This is a genomic window from Cellulomonas endometrii (assembly GCF_949769265.1).
In the GTDB taxonomy this organism is placed as follows: Bacteria; Actinomycetota; Actinomycetes; order Actinomycetales; family Cellulomonadaceae; genus Cellulomonas; species Cellulomonas endometrii.
The window spans coordinates 63,173-81,751 of sequence record NZ_CATKPC010000018.1; the positions used below are offsets into that span (position 1 = coordinate 63,173).

Annotated in this window: 18 protein-coding genes and 1 pseudogene; 12 read left to right on the forward strand and 7 right to left on the reverse strand. The window is 76.8% G+C overall.

The window, feature by feature from the left end:
* Positions 1 to 121: 121 nt before the first annotated feature.
* From QNH85_RS16460 to QNH85_RS16485, 6 genes are all read left to right on the forward strand, one after another.
* Positions 122 to 1,510 (forward strand): sensor histidine kinase, encoded by a 1,389-nt coding sequence (locus QNH85_RS16460; protein WP_282948143.1) that lies wholly within the window; start codon positions 122 to 124, stop codon positions 1,508 to 1,510.
* Between the two features lie 37 nt (positions 1,511 to 1,547).
* Positions 1,548 to 2,213, forward strand: coding sequence for a response regulator transcription factor (locus QNH85_RS16465; RefSeq protein WP_282948145.1), 666 nt, complete (start codon positions 1,548 to 1,550; stop codon positions 2,211 to 2,213).
* Positions 2,214 to 2,287: 74 nt separating this feature from the next.
* Entirely contained in the window at positions 2,288 to 2,794 is a 507-nt protein-coding gene (locus QNH85_RS16470; protein WP_282948147.1) for a hypothetical protein, read from the forward strand.
* Positions 2,795 to 2,961: 167 nt separating this feature from the next.
* Positions 2,962 to 3,105 carry a hypothetical protein gene (locus QNH85_RS16475; RefSeq protein ID WP_282948180.1) on the forward strand — a complete coding sequence of 48 codons (144 nt, stop codon included), beginning with the start codon at positions 2,962 to 2,964 and terminating at the stop codon, positions 3,103 to 3,105.
* A 22-nt stretch (positions 3,106 to 3,127) separates the two neighbouring features.
* Positions 3,128 to 4,255 (forward strand): acyltransferase family protein, encoded by a 1,128-nt coding sequence (locus QNH85_RS16480; RefSeq protein WP_282948179.1) that lies wholly within the window; start codon positions 3,128 to 3,130, stop codon positions 4,253 to 4,255.
* Between the two features lie 62 nt (positions 4,256 to 4,317).
* Positions 4,318 to 5,085 (forward strand): hypothetical protein, encoded by a 768-nt coding sequence (locus QNH85_RS16485; protein ID WP_282948149.1) that lies wholly within the window; start codon positions 4,318 to 4,320, stop codon positions 5,083 to 5,085.
* Here the strand turns inward: QNH85_RS16485 and QNH85_RS16490 are convergent.
* Positions 5,061 to 6,050 carry a stage II sporulation protein M gene (locus QNH85_RS16490; protein ID WP_282948151.1) on the reverse strand — a complete coding sequence of 330 codons (990 nt, stop codon included), beginning with the start codon at positions 6,048 to 6,050 and terminating at the stop codon, positions 5,061 to 5,063. The two genes, QNH85_RS16485 and QNH85_RS16490, sit on opposite strands and share 25 nt — an antisense overlap.
* A 94-nt stretch (positions 6,051 to 6,144) precedes the next feature.
* On the opposite strand from QNH85_RS16490, the gene QNH85_RS16495 reads away from it, so the two are divergent.
* A complete protein-coding gene (locus QNH85_RS16495) occupies positions 6,145 to 6,966 on the forward strand; it encodes an RDD family protein (protein WP_282948152.1) in 822 nt (273 codons plus the stop codon).
* Positions 6,967 to 6,984: 18 nt separating this feature from the next.
* Here QNH85_RS16495 and QNH85_RS16500 read toward each other — a convergent pair whose 3' ends face one another.
* Together QNH85_RS16500 and QNH85_RS16505 are read right to left on the reverse strand one after the other, a co-directional pair.
* A complete protein-coding gene (locus QNH85_RS16500) occupies positions 6,985 to 7,515 on the reverse strand; it encodes a GNAT family N-acetyltransferase (RefSeq protein ID WP_282948154.1) in 531 nt (176 codons plus the stop codon).
* Between the two features lie 4 nt (positions 7,516 to 7,519).
* Positions 7,520 to 8,041 (reverse strand): MarR family winged helix-turn-helix transcriptional regulator, encoded by a 522-nt coding sequence (locus QNH85_RS16505; protein ID WP_282948156.1) that lies wholly within the window; start codon positions 8,039 to 8,041, stop codon positions 7,520 to 7,522.
* 74 nt (positions 8,042 to 8,115) lie between these two features.
* Here QNH85_RS16505 and QNH85_RS16510 point away from each other — a divergent pair, with 74 nt between their 5' ends.
* Positions 8,116 to 10,011 (forward strand): ABC transporter ATP-binding protein, encoded by a 1,896-nt coding sequence (locus QNH85_RS16510; protein ID WP_282948158.1) that lies wholly within the window; start codon positions 8,116 to 8,118, stop codon positions 10,009 to 10,011.
* A 28-nt stretch (positions 10,012 to 10,039) separates the two neighbouring features.
* Here QNH85_RS16510 and QNH85_RS16515 read toward each other — a convergent pair whose 3' ends face one another.
* On the reverse strand, positions 10,040 to 11,209 hold the full coding sequence (locus QNH85_RS16515; RefSeq protein ID WP_282948160.1) for a winged helix DNA-binding domain-containing protein: 1,170 nt from the start codon (positions 11,207 to 11,209) through the stop codon (positions 10,040 to 10,042).
* A 219-nt stretch (positions 11,210 to 11,428) separates the two neighbouring features.
* Between QNH85_RS16515 and QNH85_RS16520 the strand changes: the two genes are divergently transcribed.
* The 4 genes from QNH85_RS16520 to QNH85_RS16535 all read left to right on the forward strand — a co-directional run bounded on the left by QNH85_RS16520 (position 11,429) and on the right by QNH85_RS16535 (position 14,634).
* Entirely contained in the window at positions 11,429 to 11,953 is a 525-nt protein-coding gene (locus tag QNH85_RS16520; protein WP_282948162.1) for a histidine kinase, read from the forward strand.
* Positions 11,954 to 12,116: 163 nt separating this feature from the next.
* The gene (locus tag QNH85_RS16525) at positions 12,117 to 12,959 is read left to right on the forward strand and encodes a DUF4097 family beta strand repeat-containing protein (protein ID WP_282948164.1); all 843 of its coding nucleotides are present in this window, start codon (positions 12,117 to 12,119) and stop codon (positions 12,957 to 12,959) included.
* A 65-nt stretch (positions 12,960 to 13,024) separates the two neighbouring features.
* Positions 13,025 to 13,801 carry an ABC transporter ATP-binding protein gene (locus QNH85_RS16530; RefSeq protein ID WP_282948165.1) on the forward strand — a complete coding sequence of 259 codons (777 nt, stop codon included), beginning with the start codon at positions 13,025 to 13,027 and terminating at the stop codon, positions 13,799 to 13,801.
* Positions 13,801 to 14,634: an ABC transporter permease gene (locus tag QNH85_RS16535; protein WP_213284156.1), complete on the forward strand. Its 834-nt coding sequence runs from the start codon at positions 13,801 to 13,803 to the stop codon at positions 14,632 to 14,634. Before QNH85_RS16530 ends, QNH85_RS16535 begins: the two co-directional genes overlap by 1 nt.
* Before the next feature lie 60 nt (positions 14,635 to 14,694).
* On the opposite strand, the gene QNH85_RS16540 is transcribed toward QNH85_RS16535, so the two are convergent.
* The 3 genes and pseudogenes from QNH85_RS16540 to QNH85_RS16550 form a co-directional block, all read right to left on the reverse strand.
* The gene (locus tag QNH85_RS16540) at positions 14,695 to 15,987 is read right to left on the reverse strand and encodes a DUF58 domain-containing protein (RefSeq protein ID WP_282948168.1); all 1,293 of its coding nucleotides are present in this window, start codon (positions 15,985 to 15,987) and stop codon (positions 14,695 to 14,697) included.
* A gap of 10 nt (positions 15,988 to 15,997) precedes the next feature.
* Positions 15,998 to 17,011 (reverse strand): annotated as a pseudogene (locus QNH85_RS16545) (AAA family ATPase); the annotation flags it as partial.
* Positions 17,012 to 17,179: 168 nt separating this feature from the next.
* Positions 17,180 to 18,391: a DUF4350 domain-containing protein gene (locus QNH85_RS16550; protein ID WP_282948170.1), complete on the reverse strand. Its 1,212-nt coding sequence runs from the start codon at positions 18,389 to 18,391 to the stop codon at positions 17,180 to 17,182.
* Positions 18,392 to 18,579 lie beyond the last annotated feature (188 nt).

Consider the following 18,579-nt stretch of genomic DNA (forward strand, 5'->3'; position numbering starts at 1 on the left):
GACCCGGGACCGGCACGCCACGATGGTGCCGTCGGCCCGCACCGCACCTCCGCACCACCCGCACCGCCGCCCGCACCGCACCGCACCGCACCGCACGCCCCCGATCGCCGAGGAGCACGTCATGTCCGCCACCCGCCCGACCACGCCCGTGGCCGCCGTCCCGGCCCCGGCGCCCGCCGACCCGCTGCCGCGCGGCGCCGTCTGGGCGCCCGGCGTCATGACCCGCACCTGGCGCGAGTACGGCTACCTGTTCCTGGTGCTGCTGCTCGCGCCGTTCGCCTTCGCGTACGCCGTCGTGGCCGTGGTGCTCCCGCCTGCGATCGCGGTCACCGTGGTCGGGCTGTTCGCGGCCGGCTGGGTCGTGGTCGGGGGCCGGATGTGGGGCGCGCTGTATCGCGGCATGGCCCGGGGGATGCTCGGGGTCTCGGTCGCCCCGCCCCTGCCGCGCCGCCGGGTGCGCGGCTTCTGGCGCCGGCTGGGGAACCTGCTCGGCGACGCGGCCGGGTGGCGGGCCATCGCGTTCGGGTTCCTGTCCCTCCCGCTGGCGATCGCGGGGTTCGTCACGACCACCGCGTTCCTCGCGGTCGCGCTCGGCGGCGTCACGCACTGGTACTGGTACCGCTACCTGCCCGCGGTGGAGGCGCCCGACGGCACGCTGCACCGGGGCGCGCAGTTCGGCCAGGACTACTTCATCGACACCCCGGCGCGGCAGTGGATCCTGATCGTGGCCGGCCTGCTGTGCTTCCTGGTGTGGCACCGCCTGGTGCTCGGGTTCGCGCACCTGTTCCGCCTGCTCAGCCGCGGCCTTCTCGGCCCGACGGCGTCGAGCCTGCGCGTCGCCCAGCTGGAGCAGAGCCGCGGGGCCGCCGTGACCGACGCGGACGCCCGGCTCCGCCGCATCGAGCGGGACCTGCACGACGGGACGCAGGCGAGGCTGGTCGCGGTGGCCATGCAGATCGGCGACGCCCGCGACCGCCTGGCCACCGGCGACGGCACCGGCGACCCCGACGACACGGTGCGCGGCACCGCCCTCGGGCTGCTCGACGACGCGCACGGTGCGCTGAAGGAGACGCTGACCGAGCTGCGGGAGATCGCCCGCGGCATCCACCCGCCGGCGCTCGACGGCGGCCTTGCAGTCGCGCTCGAGACCCTGGCGGCGCGGGCGCCCCTGCCCGTGACGGTGGACGTCGACCTGCCGGGCCGCCCGGCGCCCGAGGTGGAGACGATCGCCTACTTCGCGGTGGCCGAGCTGCTCACGAACGCCGCGCGGCACTCCGGCGCCACCGGCGCGTACGTCCGCGCCGAGGTCGTGGACGGCTCGCTGTGGATCCGCGTCCGCGACGACGGGCACGGGGGCGCGCGGCTCGGGCTGCCCGGCGCGTCCGGCGGCACAGGGCTGGGCGGGCTGGTGGACCGGGTCGCGACGGTCGACGGGGACCTCGACATCGACAGCCCGGTCGGAGGCCCTACGGTGGTGACCGTGCACCTGCCGCTGAGCTCTCCCCGATGACCCGGGTCCGTCCCTGTCCCGCGGCGGGGGGTGCGGCGTGCGGATCGTGATCGCCGAGGACTCCGTCATCCTGCGCGACGGCCTCGTGGCCCTGCTCTCCCGGCGGGGCCACGACGTCGTCGCGGCCGTCGGTGACGGCGACGCGCTCGTCAAGGAGGTCGACGCGCTCGCCGCCGGCGAGGGGCTGCCCGACATCGCGGTGGTCGACGTGCGGATGCCGCCGGGGTTCACCGACGAGGGGCTGCGCGCGGCGCTGACGCTCCGGTCGTCGCACCCGGGGCTCGGCGTGCTGCTGTTCTCCCAGTACGTCGAGACCCGCTACGCCGCGCAGCTGTTCGGCGGGGACGCCCGCGGCGTCGGCTACCTGCTCAAGGACCGCGTGGCCGACGTCGCCGACTTCCTCGACGCCCTGGAGCGCATCGCCGCGGGCCGCACCGTGCTCGACCCCGAGGTCGTCACGCAGCTCATGGGCGCCGCCCGCGTCGACCCCGGGGTGTCCCGGCTCACCCCGCGCGAGACCGAGGTGCTCGAGCTCATGGCGCAGGGCCGGTCCAACGGGGCGATCGCGGAGGCGCTGTTCCTGTCCTACGGGGCGGTGGAGAAGCACGTCACGTCGATCTTCGGGAAGCTCGCGCTCGCGCCCGACGCCGGCGACCACCGCCGCGTCCTGGCGGTCCTGCGCTACCTGCACCTCGACGCCTGACGGCGGCGGGGCGGGCGCGCTAGCGTCGTCGCGGGCGCTCCGCCCGCACCCGCGCCGACGAGGGGATCCCCACCGTGCCGAAGCTCACCGCACCGCAGCTGCTCTGGACCGGGGTCGGGCTGGTGGTGCTCGGCATCGTCGGCGGCTGGGTCGGGCAGGCGCTGATGTACGAGCTCCTGTACCGCGCGAGCTGGCTGTTCGGCTTCGCGTCGACCGTCGGGAACGCGCTCGTCGTGATCGGCGCGGCGATGATCGGCGGGGCGTTCGTCGTGGGCGCGCTCCAGCGGGGCCAGCGGGCGCCGCAGCAGCCGGTGGGACCGCAGCAGCCGGTGGCGCCGGGCGCGTACGGGGCGCCGGGCCACCCGGGCGCGGCGTACCCCGGCGCACCGGGCCACCCGGGCGCGGCATACCCCGGAGCGGCGTACCCGGGTGCCGCCCACCCCGGCGCCGTCCCCTGCTGCGCCGTCCCCGGTGGCCCCACCCGCTGCCCCGGCGACCCCGTACGGCCCCGGACCCTCGTACGCCCCGCAGCCCGACGCCGGCGCCCGCAGCCGTCCGCGCCCGGCGACGGCACCCGGTAGCCACCCCGGCGCACCGGGGACAACCCCGCCCGGCACCGGGGCTGATCGCCGGTCAGGACGGGGGCGGTACCCGTTCTGACCTGCGCGTTCGCTCGACAGGCTGGTGGTGTGCCCGACAGCCGGGCGCCTGCGCGGCCCACCGCGCGGTTCCCCGGGAGCAGCCGCCCATGTCGACCGTCCTGCCCGCACGACCCCGCCCCGCCGCCGGCGGCCGCCCCTCCGCCGACCGCCGGCCCGGCGCACCGACCCGCCTCGCCGAGTCCAACACCCTCGCGGTCCCGGCCCCCGCGGCCGGCCCGCCCGCGGGGTAGCGCCGCCGCGCCCCGGCGCTCGCTGCGCGACCCGTTCGTCGACGGCGTGCGGGCGCTCGGCACGATCCTCGTCGTCGCGCTGCACTGGGTGATGGTCGAGGCGACGTGGGACGGCCAGGAGCTGGTCGTCGGCAACGCCCTCTCGCACGGCTGGGCGTGGCTGCTGACGTGGCTGCAGCCGCTGCCGCTGCTGTTCTTCGCCGCGGGCGCCGCGGCCCGGTACGACCTCGTGCGGCACCCCGGCCAGCCCGGCTGGCGGTTCGCCGGCGTCCGGCTGCTGCGGATGGCGCGCCCGGTCGGGATCTTCGCCGCCGTGTGGGCGCTGCTCCTCGTGACCCTGCCCGCCCTCGGCGTCCCCGAGGCGGCCGTGGAGCGCGCCGCGCGCATCGTGCCGCAGCCCCTGTGGTTCCTGGGGGTGCAGCTGGGGCTGCTGGCGCTCACGCCGCTGCTGCTGGGCCTCCTGCGCCGGTTCGGTGCGGCGCGGGTGCTCGTGGTCGCGGCGGCGCTGCCCGTCGTCGTCGACCTGCTGCGGTTCTCGGACGAGGTCGCCTTCCCCGGGGCGCCGAACATCCTGCTGGTGTGGGCGATCCCGTTCCTGGGCGGCCTGGTCTACGCGGAGCGCCGCACCCGCACGGAGCCGCGCCCCGGCTCGCGCCCCGGCGTCCCCGAGCGGACCGTGCTGGCGCTGCTCACCGGCGGCGGCCTGGCCGCGACGGTGCTGCTGCTCATGACCGGCCCGTACCCGGTGTCGCTCATCGGGATGCCCGGGGACGCGATGTCGAACCTCGCGCCGCCGACCGCCCCCGTCGTCGGGTTCGCGGTCGCCCAGGTGGCCGGGGCGCTGCTGGTCCGGGACGCCCTGGCGCGCTGGGCGGCCCGGTCACGGGTCGTCGCGTGGGTCGGCGCCCGGTCGATGGGCCTGTACCTGTGGCACCTCACCGCGATGTTCGCGGTCGCGGGCGTCGTGCTCCTGGGCGTCGGGGAGGCGCTGCCGGAGCCGTGGACGTGGGACTGGTGGGCGTCGCGGGCGGGCTACCTCGGGGCGGCGGGGCTGGTGCTGGCCGCCCTCGCGGCCGGGGCGGCCCGCGTCGAGCGCGGGACCCGGGTGCGCCGGGTCCGCCGGGCCGGCGACGTGGCGGTGCCGGCATGACCGCCCTCCGGGCCCGGTCCGCTCTCAGGGAGCTCCCAGGTCGGCGTGCTGCGCTGGTGCGCGTGCTGGACGACCCCCTGCGACGACCGACCGACGACCCGGACCACCCCGCGGCGACCCCGCCGCAGCCCGCGACGCCGGGCGCGCGCACCCCCTGGGAGGTCCACCGCGCGGGGCTGGTCGACGTCAACCCCATCGCCCGGATGATCGGGGAGCACCGCCCGTTCATCGACCTGGACGGCGACGGCGAGCCGGACGAGGTCCCGCACCCCGAGCACGCCGGTCCGGCCACCCGCCTGGTGCTGAGCCACGGCGCCCTGGAGCACGGCGAGGTGTGGTTCGCCCGCGAGGGGGCCGACGTCAGCGCCGTCGCCGTGTGGCTGCCGCCGGACGCGGAGCACCTCGCGGCGGACCTGCACCGGGTCGTCGGCCGCGAGCTCGGCATCCAGCCGGAGCCCCCGGCGGAGCCCGCGCACGCGCCGCTGCGCTCCCTGGTCGCGGCGACCGCGCAGACCCTGGCGCTGCTGCAGGCGTCCGACGCGCGGCGCGTGCTCATCCTGCTGTCCGACGACGGCCGGTCCGCGGGGGATCGGCGGCTCGCGCTGCTCGCGGACGTGCTCGCTCCGGTCGTCGCCGAGCAGGGCGCCGAGGGGCGCGACGTGCTGGCGGTGACGGTCGACCCGGCGCAGGTCGCCGACCTCGAGGCGCTGGGGTTCACCGAGCTCGCCCGCACCCCGCTGGGTGCCGCGTCGCTGTGGACGGGCGTGCTGCCGCCGGCCGGGCGTGGCGCCGACCGCGGGAGCCGTCAGGCGGCGGTCGCCACCGCGTAGCCCGCGGCGTCCTCGTCGAGGTCGCCGGTCTGGCCGTCGCGCGCGGCGCGCCGGCCGAGCACGATCGTGTACGTCCAGAACGCGGCCAGGGCCAGGGCGCCGATGACGATCTTCAGCCACCACGGCAGCGACGAGCCGGTGACGAAGCCCTCGACCAGGCCCGACAGGGCGAGCGCCCCGACCAGCCCGATCGCGACGGTGATCAGCGACCGGCCCTCCTCGGCGAGCGCGCGCGTGCGGGGCCGGCCCTGCGGGTCGATCCACGTCCAGAACAGCCGCAGGCCCGCGGCCCCGGCCACGAAGATCGAGGTCAGCTCCAGCAGCCCGTGCGGGGCGATGAGCTGGAGGAACAGGTCCAGGCTGTCGTGCGCGGCCATCATCCCGCCGATGGCGCCGACGTTCACCGCGTTCTGGGCGAGCACGTACAGCGGGCCGATCCCGGAGATGCCGATGCCGATGCACAGCGCCGCGATCCACGCGTTGTTCGTCCACACCACCCCGGCGAAGCCGAGTCCCGGGTCGTAGTAGGACGCGAACGCGTCGTCGACGTACGCCTGCCGCTCGGTGGGCGTGCCCATCGCGGCGAGCGCGTCCGGGTTCGTCGCGACCCACCACCCGGCGAGGACGGCGACCGCGGTGCACGCGACCATCACGGCGACCGTCCACCACCGGATCCGGTAGAGCGCCGCCGGCAGGGACACGACCAGGAACCGGCGGGCGTCCCGCCAGGTCGGCTCGTGGCTGCCCGCGATGCGGGAGCGGGCGCGAGCCAGCAGCTGCGACAGCCGCGTGATCGTGTCCGGGTCGGGCGCGGTGGAGCGGATCGTCGACAGGTCGGTCGCGACGGACTGGTAGAGGCGCACCATCTCGTCGGCCTCCGCGCCGTCGGCCACCCGGCGCCGCGACAGCTCGTCCAGGCGCGCCCAGGAGGACTGCCGCACGGCGGTGAAGGCGTCGAGGTCCACGGCCGATACCCTGCCACAGGAGACCCGGGGCGCACGGCTGACCAGCGACGCCCGCGCGGGTGAGGGTGCGGGACGGCGACGGAGGTGGGCGCGGGTGGACGAGGGCATCGTCATCGGCGAGGGCGTGCTGCTCGACGCACGACCGACGTCGTTCGCGAACCGGCTGCTCGCCGCGCTGATCGACCTGGCGGTGCTCGGCGTGCTCGGCATCATCGTGCTCATCGTGCTGGCGAACGTCGCGACGCTCGCCCCGACCGACGACGTGCTGCAGATCGTCGGCGTCCTGCTGCTGGTCTCGGTCACCGTGGTGCTGCCGACGACGGTCGACACGCTGACCCGCGGCCGGTCGCTCGGCAAGCTCGCCGTGGGCATCCGCATCGTGCGGGACGACGGCGGGCCGATCCGGTTCCGGCAGGCGCTGGTGCGCGCGCTGGTCGGCGTCCTGGAGCTGTGGGCGACGCTCGGCTCGGTCGCGCTCATCACCTCGCTGGTCAACCCGCAGGGCAAGCGGCTGGGCGACATGCTCGCCGGCACCTACGCCGTCCGGGTGCGGGGCCGCCGGCAGCCGAAGCCGGTGCTGATGATGCCGCCGTTCCTGGCGCGCTGGGCGAACGGCGCCGACGTCGCCCGCCTGCCCGACGGCCTGGCGCTGCAGGCCCGGGACTTCCTGAGCCGCGCCGCCGGCCTGCACCCGGGGTCGCGGTACGCGCTCGGGCAGCAGCTCGCGGGGGAGGTGGCCCGGTACGTCGCGCCCGGCCCGCCGCCCGGCACGCACCCGGAGGCGTTCCTCGCGGCGGTGCTGGCGACCCGCCGGGACCGTGAGTACGACGCGACGACCCGCGCCGCCCGGCGCGCCGCGCAGGAGGCCATCACCCTGCACCGCCTGCCGCACGGGGTGCCCGACCCCGGCCGCTGACGGGGCGGCGCGACGGGTCTACGCCGGCGCGTCCGCCAGGCGCTGGAACAGCAGGTGGTCCTGCCACCGCCCGGCGATCTCGAGGTAGCGGGGCGCCACCCCGATCTCGTGGAAGCCGTTCTTCGCGAGCACCCGCCGCGACGCCCCGTTGTGCAGGAGGGTCTCGGCCTGCACCCGGTGCAGCCCCAGCTCGCCGAACGCGACCGCCAGGGCCTCCGCCACGGCGCGCGTCGCCAGGCCACGCCCGTTGCTCTCCCGGCCGACCCAGTACCCCATGCCGGCCGACTGGAACGGCCCGCGGGTGATCCCGGCGAGGTTGAGCCGCCCCGCGGGAGCGCCGTCGTCGTCGAGCACCACCAGCGGCAGCGCCGTCCCGGCGGCATGGGCGTCCAGGGCGCGGCGGGCGATGTCCGCCTGGGCGTGCTCGGTGAAGAACGCGTCGTCCCGCACCGGGTCCCAGGGTGCGAGGAACCGGCGGTTCGCAGTGAGCAGGGCGGCGAGGGCGGGGGCGTCGTCCTCGGACAGGAGCCGGGTGGCGGTGCTGGTCATCGGGTCAGCACACCCCGTCGCTGCCGGACGCGTCCGGGTCGTCCACCAGGCGGTGCAGCAGGCGCAGCAGGTCGTCCCGCTCCGCCGGCTCGAGGCGGGCGAGCAGCTCCTCCGCGTGCCGGCGGCGCTGCCGGTCGGCCTCCGTGAGCACCGCGCGCCCCTCGTCGGTCAGGGCCACCAGGGTCGCGCGCCGGTCGGTCGGGTCGGGCTGCCGCTCCACCAGGCCGGCGCGCTCCAGGTCGTCGACCAGGGACGTGATGGACCGGGGGACCACGTCCAGGGCCGCGGCGAGCGCGGTCTGCCGCTGCGGCTCGGCGGCGCGCGCGACGACGCGCAGCAGCCGGTGCCGGGACGGGGTGAGGTCGACCTGCTCGCGGACGTCGCGGCGCATCGTGTGCAGCGCGCGGCGGAGCAGCCAGAACAGCTCGTCGCCGGGGTGCGGGGCGTCCGCGGGGTGCCCGGGGTGCCCGGGGTGCCCGGGGTGCTCGGGATGCGCGGCGTGCGGCGTGGGGGTGACCGGGGTCATGCCTCCCACGATAGCGAACCTGCCACATAGAGAGGTAGCCTCTCTATCAGAGTCCCATCCCCCGGGGAGGCCCCATGTCCATGCACGGTCCCCGCGGCGGCGGGATGGACGGGCGGTCCATGTACCGCTCGTTCCGTCTCGACCCCTCCGTCGCCCGGCAGCGCGTCACCCGCGAGGTGCTCCGCCGCATCCTCACCTTCGCCCGGCCGTACCGCCGGCTCATCACGATCTTCCTCGTCCTGGTCGCGGTCGACGCGGCCGTCGGGGCCGCGACGCCCCTCGTCTTCAGCCGGATCATCGACGACGGCATCGCGAAGGGCCGCACCGGCGTGGTGCTCGCGCTCGCGGGCGTCGTCGCCCTGCTGGCCCTGGCGGCGGCGGGCCTCGCGCTCGCCTCGCGCTGGCTGTCCTCCCGGATCGGCGAGGGCCTGATCCTCGACCTGCGCACCCAGGTGTTCGACCACGTGCAGCGGATGCCGCTCGCGTTCTTCTCGCGCACGCAGACCGGCGCGCTCGTGCAGCGCCTCAACGGCGACGTGCTCGGCGCGCAGCAGGCGTTCACCTCGACGCTGTCCAACGTCGTCTCCAACGTCCTCACCGTCGTGCTCGTGCTGGCCGCGATGCTGTCGCTGTCGTGGCAGATCACGCTCGTGTCGCTGGTGCTGCTGCCGCTGTTCGTCCTGCCGGTGCGGGCGATGGGCCGCCGCCTCGCCGCCGTGACCGCCGAGTCGTACACGCTGAACGCCGAGATGGGTCAGACGATGACCGAGCGGTTCAACGTCGCGGGCGCGCAGCTGGTCAAGCTGTACGGCCGGGCCGACGACGAGACCTCGGTGTTCTCCGCCCGCGCCTCCCGCGTGCGGGACATCGGCATCACCAGCGCCATGTACGGCGCCGTGTTCCGGGTGGGCCTGACGCTGGTCGCGGCCATGGCGGTCGCGATCGTCTACGGGCTCGGCGGTGTGCTGGCGATCCGCGGGTCGCTCACGATCGGCACCGTCGTCGCGCTGACCTCGTACCTGACGCGGCTGTACGGACCCATCACGGCGCTGTCGAACGTGCAGGTGGACGTCATGACCACCCTCGTCTCGTTCGAGCGGGTGCTGGAGGTGCTCGACCTGAAGCCGACCGTCGCCGACGCCCCCGACGCCCGGCCCCTGCCCGCGGACCTGCCGCGCACCGCCAGCGTGGAGCTCGACGACGTCTCGTTCCGGTACCCGTCGGCGGCGGAGGTCTCCCTCGCGTCGCTGGAGTCCGTCGCCCGGCTGCAGTCGGAGGTGCCCGGGACGACCTTGGAGCACGTGTCGTTCACCGTGCCGCACGGTCACCTCGTCGCTCTGGTGGGGCCCTCCGGCGCCGGCAAGACGACGATCGCGCAGCTCGTGGCCCGGCTGTACGACGTCACGGGCGGCGCGGTGCGCGTCGCGGGCCAGGACGTCCGGGAGGTCACGCAGGCGTCGCTGCGCGACGCGATCGGCATCGTCACGCAGGACGCGCACCTGTTCCACGACACGATCCGGGCGAACCTGCTCTACGCCCGCCCGGACGCGACCGACGCGGCCCTCGAGCAGGCGCTGCGCCGCGCGCAGATCTGGGACCTGGTCTCGCGGCTGCCCGACGGCGTCGACACGGTCGTGGGCGACCGCGGGTACCGGCTCAGCGGCGGCGAGCGGCAGCGCCTGGCCATCGCGCGGCTGCTGCTGAAGGCCCCGCCGATCGTCATCCTCGACGAGGCCACCGCGCACCTCGACTCCGAGTCGGAGGCCGCCGTCCAGCGCGCCCTCGCGGAGGCGCTGGAGGGCCGGACGGCGATCGTCATCGCGCACCGGCTCTCGACCATCCGCGAGGCCGACTCGATCGTCGTGCTCGACCGCGGCGGCGTCGTGCAGCATGGCACCCACGAGGAGCTGCTCGCCGCGGGCGGCCTGTACGCGGAGCTGTACGAGACGCAGTACGCGACCACGGGCTGAGGGGCGGGTCCGGGGCACCGGCCGGGGGTCACCCCGCGTCGGCGACCTCCACGGCGTGCTCCGCGGCGTCGTCCGCGGCGAACCGCGCGAGCGACTCCGCCTCCTGCACCACGGCCGCCCGCTCCGCCCGGGACCACCGGCGCAGCGGCGTGATGGTGAGGCGCGCGAGCTCCCGTCGCCCGCGCGTCCCCGCGGGCCGGGGGAGCCGCTCGCGGCGCAGCACCCACGTCCCGCCGACGGTGCCGTCCACCAGCACGGTCCCGGGCGGCATGCCGTTCCGGCTGGCGAGCGCCGGCCGGGCCTCCGGCGGGATCACCCGGGTGCGGTCGTCGTGCCCGAGCAGCAGGTTCTCGAAGTCGGGGAGCAGCCGCACGGGAGCCGGCGCGTCCTGCGGCGGGCGCGGCGCGTCCGGCAGGTCGAGCAGCACGCGGGTGCGCCCGTCGGCGTCCTCGTGCACCACCTCGACCAGCTCCGGCCGGACGCGGTCCACCGCGGTGCCCAGGCGGGTCAGCCCGCACCACTGCTGGAGGTCCGCGACCGTGGCGGGGCCGTAGGCGGCGAGGTACCGGCGCACCAGGCCGTCCAGGGCGGCGTCCGCGTCGGCGGCCTCGGCCGGTGCGCCGAACCAGGCCTCCGCCGTCGTCCACGTCGTCGTCAGGCTGCGGCCCCACACCCCGCGGGGCGTCACCTGCACGAGGGGCAGCACCCCGCGCGCCCCCATCGCCAGGGACCGGGGGTCCAGGCCCGGCCAGGTCGCCGCCAGCCGGTCGCCGAGCTGCCCGGCGGTCAGCGGCTCGTCCGCGAGGGCGTCGAGCGCCGCGCGCCGCAGGTCGTCCAGGTCGACCTGCCGCAGCGTCGGGGCGGCGGTCTGGCTGCTCAGCAGGCGCCGCCGGAGCATCGGCGCGAACAACGGCCACAGCCCCAGCGCGTCGGCCGCGGTGACCAGGTGGACGGTGTCCCGGAGCAGCGCGAGACGGCCGACGCGCCGGTCGAGCATCGCCTCGGCCAGGTCGGCGTGGGCGAACCCCGCGAGCCGCGCGTGCAGGGCGAGGTAGGCGGACGACGGGTTCTGCGACTGGAGCGCGACCAGGTGCGTCACCGCGTCGACGGCCGACCCCGGCGCGCGGGCGAGCAGGTGCTGCCGGGCGAGCAGCGCGCGCCCCAGCCCGCGGGTGGTCAGGCGCGTGTCGTCGGTCACCCGCCCACGGTAGGGCGGACCCCCGACAGAGCGGGAGGTCCGTGCCGGGCGTGCGATGCCGAGGTGCGGTGCCGAGGTCGTCACCTGCGCACGAGGTCGTCCCGCAGGCCTGACGACCTCGCGCCGACATGACGACCTCGCGGCCCGGGGGCGCCCCGCTCCGCGGTCGTGACACCACGGGGGTTGCCATGACACCACGCGTGGTGTCACCATGGCGTCATGGACCTCACGCGCTACGTCGACGACCTCCAGCACCGGCTCGCCCTCGCGGCGGACGCCGGCGGCGAGGACGCCCGGCAGCTCGCCCAGCGGCTGACCGCGCCGCTCGACGCCGCCGTGCGCCTGGTCCTGCTGGAGGCCCTGTCGACCGCCGCGGGCGAGATCTCCGCGGAGCTCGCGCCCGGCTCGGTGGACGTGCGCCTGCGCGGGGGGGACCCGGAGTTCGTGGTCGACGCGCCGTCCGCGCCCGCCGCGCCGGCGCCCACCGCCGCCGAGCCGCTCGTGACCGCCCCGCCCTCGCCGCCTTCCGACGTCGACGAGGGCGCCACCACCCGCACCACGCTGCGCCTGCCGGACCACCTCAAGGCGCAGGTCGAGGTCGCCGCCGCCCGCGACGGTCTCTCGGTGAACTCCTGGCTCGTGCGTGCGGTCGCCGCCGCGCTCGAGCAGCCGACCGGCCGGCCCGCGCCGCAGGCCCGCCCCGACCAGCGCGGGGGCAACCGCCTCACCGGCTGGGTGCGCTGACCCGCCGGTCCCGTCCCCGCACGACCGCATCGCACCGCGCCGCACCGCACCGCATCGCACCGCACCGCACCGCACCGCACCGCACAGCCACCGAATCGCACGGCGCCGCACCCGGCGCCGCGAGCACCTGACACCACTCTGACACCACCGTCCTGGAGCCGTCATGCCCACGTTCGCCGCCCCTGCCCCCGTCCCGCTCCTCGTGGAGGTGCCGTCCGGGAACCTGCACGTCGTCGCCTCCGAGCGCGACGACGTCGTCGTCACCGTCCTGCCCGCCGACCCGACCTCGTCCGGGAGCGTCCGCGCCGCGAAGGAGGTGCGCGTCGCGCGGGACGGCGACACGGTCACGATCACGTACCCGGGCGCCTGGAAGCAGTGGGTCCTGCCGTTCGCGTCGGGCACCGCGGCCATCACCGTCGAGCTGCCCGCCGGGTCGGACGTGCGCGGGAGGACGGGCACGCTCCTGACGGAGGGCCGGCTCGGGACGGTCGAGATGACCCTGTCCGACGGCGACGCCCACGTCGACGAGGTCGACCGCCTGGACGTCAAGGTCTCGGCGGGGTCCGTGGTCGTGGGCCGGGTCTCGGGCCCGGCGTCCGTGCGGGCGAGCGCCGGCTCCGTCCGCATCCGCGAGCTCGTCGGCGACGCCTGGGTGCGCGCCACGAACGGCACGACCCTGGTCGAGTCGGTGACGGGGTCCCTCGAGGTCGCCGGCGCCCACGGGGACATCGCGGTCGGGCGGGTGCGGGGCACCGTCACGGCGAAGTCCGCGCACGCCGGCATCCGCGTGGACCGGGTCGAGTCGGGCAGCGTCACGCTCAGCACCTCCTACGGCTCGATCGACGTCGGCGTGCCGGAGGGCACCGCCGCGTGGCTGGACGTCGGCTCCGAGCACGGCGTCGTCCGGAACCTGCTCACCCCCGCCGACGGCCCCGTCGAGGACCAGGCCACGGCCGAGATCCGGGCGAGCACCGGCTACGGCCACGTCGTCGTCCGCCGCCCCTGAGGCGCCACAGCACCGCCGAGCACGACCCACGCACCACCCACGCACGACCACGAAGGAGGACCACCATGACCAGCGACCTCGCCGTCGACGTGCGCGGCCTGCGCAAGTCCTACGGAGACCAGATCGTGCTCGACGGCGTCGACCTCGCCGTCCGCGCCGGGACGGTCACCGCCCTGCTCGGGCCGAACGGCGCCGGCAAGACCACGACCGTCGGCATCCTGTCCACGCTGCTCGCCCCGGACGGCGGGACCGTCCGCGTCGCGGGGCACGACGTGGTCGCCGAGGCCCAGGCCGTGCGCGGCGCCATCGGCGTCACGGGCCAGGTGTCGGCCGTCGACGACCTGCTGACCGGCGCGGAGAACCTGCGGCTCATGACGTCCCTGCACCACCTGGGGCGCCGCGAGGCACGGGAGCGCGTCGACGCGCTGCTCGCCCAGTTCGGCCTGACCGACGCCGCCCGCAAGCCCGTGTCCACCTGGTCGGGGGGCATGCGCCGCAAGCTCGACCTCGCCATGACGCTCGTCGGCACGCCGGCGGTGGTGTTCCTCGACGAGCCGACGACGGGCCTGGACCCGCGCAGCCGCCGGACGCTGTGGGACGAGGTGCGCGCCCTCGTGGCGGCCGGCACGACGATCCTGCTCACCACGCAGTACCTGGAGGAGGCGGACCGGCTCGCCGACCGCGTCGCCGTGCTCGACCGCGGCCGCATCGTCGCCGAGGGCACCCCCGAGGAGCTCAAGTCCTCGCACGACGCCGGCTCGCTGGACGACGTGTTCCTGCGGCTCACCGAGCCGTCGACCAGCCCGGACGCCACCACGACGACCTCGAAGGAGGTGGCCTGATGACCACCGTCACGACAGCCCCCGCACGTGCCGCGACCGGCGCGCGCCCGGTGGCCGACACCCTCACCATGCTGCGCCGCAACCTGCTGCGCGCCGTGCGCTACCCGGGGCTGACGAGCTTCACCGTCGGCATCCCCGTCGCGCTGATGCTGCTCTTCGTGTTCGTCTTCGGCGGGGCGTTCGGCGCCGGCGTCGCGCCCGGCGTCGCACCCGGGGCGGACGGTCGTGCCGCGTACCTGGACTACATCACCCCCGCGATCCTGCTGTTCGCCGTGGTGGGGGCCGCGCAGGCCGTGGCGATCAGCGCCGCGATGGACGCCACCAGCGGCATCATGGCCCGGTTCAAGACGATGGCCATCTCGTCCGGCTCGGTGCTGGGCGGGCCGGTGCTCGGGACGGTGGTCCAGGCGCTCATCGCGGTGGTGCTGGTCCTCGGGCTCGCGATCGTCCTCGGCTACCGGCCGGACGCCGGGCCGCTCGGCTGGCTCGCGTTCGCGGGGCTGATGGCGGTCGTGTCGGTCGCGATGAGCTGGCTGTGCGTGGCGATGGGGCTGTCGGCGAAGTCGGTCGAGACGGCCTCCAACACCCCGATGCTGCTGACCGCCCTGCCGTTCCTGGGCAGCGGGTTCGTCCCGGTCGAGACGATGCCGGCGGGGGTGCAGTGGTTCGCCGAGTACCAGCCGTTCACGCCGATCATCGAGACGACCCGTGGCCTGCTCGCGGGGACGGCGCTCGACGCGTCGACCACGTGGCTGGCCCTCGGCTGGTCGGTGCTGATCGGGGTCGCGGGCTACGCCTGGTCCCGGTCGCTCTACCGTCGCGAGCGCGGCTGACGCCACCCGACGCCACCCGACGCCACCCGACGCCGCGTGACGCCGCCTGAGGGCCGCCGGTCAGAGCCGACCGGCGGCCTTCAGCGCGAGGTAGGTGTCCGCGAGCCGCGGCGCCAGGTCCTCCGGCAGGGCGTCGACGACCTCGACCCCGCGGCCGCGCAGGCGCTGCGCCACCGCGGCGCGCTCCAGCTCGGCCCGTTCCGCGGCGGCCGCGTCGAAGAGCGCGGCGGTGTCCTCGCGGCCGGTGCGCAGCCGCTCGATCTCGGGGTCCCGCACCGACGCCAGCACCACCTGGTGCCGGGACGCGAGCTGGTCGACGACCCCGAGCAGGCCCTGCTCCACGGCGGCCGGGTCGAGCGCCGACAGCAGCACGACGAGCGCCCGCTGCGACAGCCGCTCCTGCACCTGGGCCACGATCCCCGGCCAGTCCGCCTCGACCAGGGACGGCTCCACACCGGAGAGGGCGTCGGCGAGCGCGGGCATGAGCCGGGGGCCGGACTGCCCGGCCACCCGCGCGCGCACCGTCCGGTCGTAGGCCAGCAGCTCCACGCGGTCGCCCGCCCGCGAGGCGAGGGCCGACAGCAGCAGCGCGGCCTCGACGGAGGCCTCCAGCCGCGGCTCCTCGCCGGTGCGGGCGGCGCTCGTGCGGGACGTGTCCAGCACGATCAGCACGCGGCGGTCCCGCTCGGGGCGCCAGGTCCGCACCACGACGTCGGCGCGCCGCGCGCTGGCCCGCCAGTCGATGGACCGCACGTCGTCGCCGATCACGTACTCCCGCAGGGAGTCGAACTCCGTGCCGGCCCCGCGGATCTGCACCGCGGCGCGGCCGTCCATCTCGCGCAGGCGGGCCAGCCGGCTCGGCAGGTGCCGGCGGGACCGGAACTCCGGCAGCACCCGCAGCGTGCCCGGCACGGTGAGCGACGCCTGCCGCCCCGCGAGGCCCAGCGGCCCCACCGTGCGGATCGTCACGCGGTCGGCGTGCAGGTCGCCGCGCCGGGTCGCGCGCAGCGGCGTGTCCAGGCGGCGCGACTCCCCGGCGGGCAGGTCGACGCGGTGGCGGTTCTGCTGCGCGTGGGCCGACGGCTGCCACGCGTCCCGCACCAGCGCGCGCAGCCGGCGCGCACCGGTGTGGGTGACCGTCAGCCGCGACCGCGCCGGCTCGTGCAGGCGGACGCTCCCCGGCGGCGTGCGCTGCACGGCGACCGCGCGCGGCGAGGCGGCCAGCGCCGCGTCGGCCACGCACAGCAGCAGGCACAGCACCGCCCACGCCAGCACCGTCCCGGGCACGGGGACGAGCAGCACGGGCAGCACGCCGACCGCGGTCAGCGCGACGGCACGCCAGGTGATCGCCACCGCCGGCGCCTCAGCGGGGGACCGGGACGGACGCGAGGACGGTGTCGAGCACCGACTCCGCGGTGACGCCCTCGAGCTCGGCCTCCGCGCGCAGCTGCACGCGGTGCCGCAGCGTCGGGTGCGCCAGGGCCTTCACGTCGTCCGGCGTCACGTACGGCCGCCCCGACAGCCACGCCCACGCGCGGGAGGTCGCCAGCAGGGCGGTCGCCCCACGGGGCGAGACCCCCAGCGACAGCGACGGCGACTGCCGGGTCGCGCGCACCAGGTCCACGACGTAGCCCAGCACCTCGGGCGCGACCTGCACCCGGGCCACCTCCCGGCGCGCGCGCTCCAGCACGTCCTTGCCGGCGGCAGGCCGCACGCCGGCCTTCGCCAGGTCCCGCGGGTCGAAGCCCGCGGCGTGCCGCGCGAGCACCTCGATCTCCTCGTGACGCTCGGGCAGCGGCAGCACCAGCTTGAGCAGGAACCGGTCCAGCTGCGCCTCCGGCAGCGGGTACGTGCCCTCGTACTCCACCGGGTTCTGCGTGGCGATCACGACGAACGGGTCCGGCAGGGGGCGCGGCGTCCCGTCGACCGAGACCTGGCGCTCCTCCATGGCCTCGAGCAGCGACGCCTGCGTCTTCGGCGGGGTGCGGTTGATCTCGTCCGCGAGCATGAGGTTCGTGAACACCGGGCCCTCGCGGAACGAGAACTCCGCGGTGCGCGCGTCGTAGACGAGGGAGCCCGTGACGTCGCCGGGCATCAGGTCCGGCGTGAACTGGACGCGCTTGGTGTCCAGGTCCAGCGCGGCCGACAGCGTGCGGACCAGGAGGGTCTTGGCGACGCCCGGGACGCCCTCGAGCAGCACGTGCCCGCGGCAGAGCAGCGCGATGACCAGGCCGGTGACCGCGGCGTCCTGGCCGACGACGGCGCGGCCGACCTCGGTGCGGACGGCGCCGAGCGCCTCGCGGAGCTCGGGGGAGGGCTCCGGTGCGGCCGGGGCGGCGTGCTGCGGCGCCTGCGGGGCCGGCTGGGCCTGCGGCGCGGGCTGCGCCGGCGGGGCGGCGTGGGCCTGCGGCGCGGGCTGGGCCGGGAACGCCGACGTGGCGGGCTGCCCGGGGTACGCCTGCGGCCCGCTGGGCTGCGCGGGCGGGGCGGGTACCGCGCAGCACGCCGCCCTGCTGCCACGGGTTCGGGGCGGGGTGGTCCTGGGTCACGTGGGGTGAACCTCGCTCTCGAGCTGGTCGAGCCGGCGGGCCAGGGTCTCCAGGCCCGCGTCTGACGTGGGGGGTGGTCCGTACAGCAGGTCGCCGACCTCGGCCTCGTCCCGGCCCGCCGCGCGCGCGACGGCCGCGATGACGTCGAGGGCGCCGGCCGAGCGCGGCAGCCCGAGCAGGCGCGCGCACCGGGCGGCGACCCCCGCGCGCAGCGACGCGGCCGCGTGCCCGTACGAGCGGGAGGTCCGGTACAGGCGACCGCGTCCGCGCGTGGTCTCGGCGGCCCGGACGACGACGGGCAGCTGCTCGGTCACCACGCGCCCGAGCCGCCGGCCGCGCCACAGCGCGAGCGCCAGCACGACGACGAGCGCCTGCAGCAGGACGACGCGGGCGGTGGGCGGCAGCAGGTCCTCGAGGCCGGGACCGGCCGCCTCGCCGGCGGTCGTGTCGGTCATCGAGGGGACGTACCAGACCAGGTCCGCGTTCCGGCCGAGCGCGCGCAGCACGAGCGCCGCGTTGCCCTCCGCGGTCACGCGCGCGTTCGTCAGCATCCCGGCGTCGCCGAGCACGGTCACGCGCCGGCCGTCGGCCTCGGCGTCCGCGTACAGGTAGGCCTGCGGCTCGGTGCCGGGCAGCGGGAAGCACAGCGCCGCGTCGGTCCGCGGGTCGGTCGCCACCACGCCGGCGGCGGTGCCGGAGACGGTGCCGGCCGCGGCGGCGTCCGGGTCGTCGCACGAGGCCGTGAGCGTCGCGGGCTCCGTGCCGCCGCTCCAGCCGGTGTCGAGCCCGGGGACGGCCTCGCGCAGCAGCGCGGACGGGTCGAGCAGCACGAGGTCGGCCTCGGTGCCCGCCAGCGCCGTGACCTGCTCGGGGCTGAGCAGCCAGTCGGACGTCACCAGCAGGGTGCTGCCGGCCGCGGCGGCCTCGACGGCCCGGGCGGTGGTGCGGACGTAGGTCACGGTGACGCCCTGCGCTCCGAGCACCTCGGCGACGGCGCGGCCGCCGTTCTCCCGGGGGTTGTCCGGGGCGAGCGGCGTGGTCGACTGCGCGGGGGCCGGAAGCACGGTGGCCAGCACCCCGATCGCGAGCACGCCCGCGACGGCGAGCAGCCAGCGGTAGCGGCGCCACCGGCTGCGCGCGCGGGTGCGGGCGCTGGTGCCGTCGCCGAGCACCACGGCGGGGGAGGGCGCGGCGGGCGAGCCGCCCACGCGGCCGGGCCGGCGGCCACGGGGGGCCGCCGGGACCCCGAGCGCGCGCGCCCGATGGGCGCCGCCGGCGCGGCCCTCGGGGCCGCCGACTGCCGCCCCGGGCGCACAGCGGTGGACGACGTGGGGGTGGACGCGCCGCACGCCGGGGTGGCGGACGCGCGCAGGTGGTCCAGGGCGGTGCGCCCGGG

Excerpts from the sequence above, each read along its gene's own strand:
- QNH85_RS16460 (WP_282948143.1), top strand. The coding sequence starts at position 122 with ATGTCCGCCACCCGCCCGACCACGCCCGTGGCCGCCGTCCCGGCCCCG.
- QNH85_RS16475 (WP_282948180.1), top strand. The coding sequence starts at position 2,962 with ATGTCGACCGTCCTGCCCGCACGACCCCGCCCCGCCGCCGGCGGCCGC.
- QNH85_RS16500 (WP_282948154.1), bottom strand. The coding sequence starts at position 7,515 with ATGACCAGCACCGCCACCCGGCTCCTGTCCGAGGACGACGCCCCCGCC.
- QNH85_RS16505 (WP_282948156.1), bottom strand. The coding sequence starts at position 8,041 with ATGACCCCGGTCACCCCCACGCCGCACGCCGCGCATCCCGAGCACCCC.
- QNH85_RS16510 (WP_282948158.1), top strand. The coding sequence starts at position 8,116 with ATGTCCATGCACGGTCCCCGCGGCGGCGGGATGGACGGGCGGTCCATG.
- QNH85_RS16520 (WP_282948162.1), top strand. The coding sequence starts at position 11,429 with ATGGACCTCACGCGCTACGTCGACGACCTCCAGCACCGGCTCGCCCTC.
- QNH85_RS16525 (WP_282948164.1), top strand. The coding sequence starts at position 12,117 with ATGCCCACGTTCGCCGCCCCTGCCCCCGTCCCGCTCCTCGTGGAGGTG.
- QNH85_RS16530 (WP_282948165.1), top strand. The coding sequence starts at position 13,025 with ATGACCAGCGACCTCGCCGTCGACGTGCGCGGCCTGCGCAAGTCCTAC.
- QNH85_RS16535 (WP_213284156.1), top strand. The coding sequence starts at position 13,801 with ATGACCACCGTCACGACAGCCCCCGCACGTGCCGCGACCGGCGCGCGC.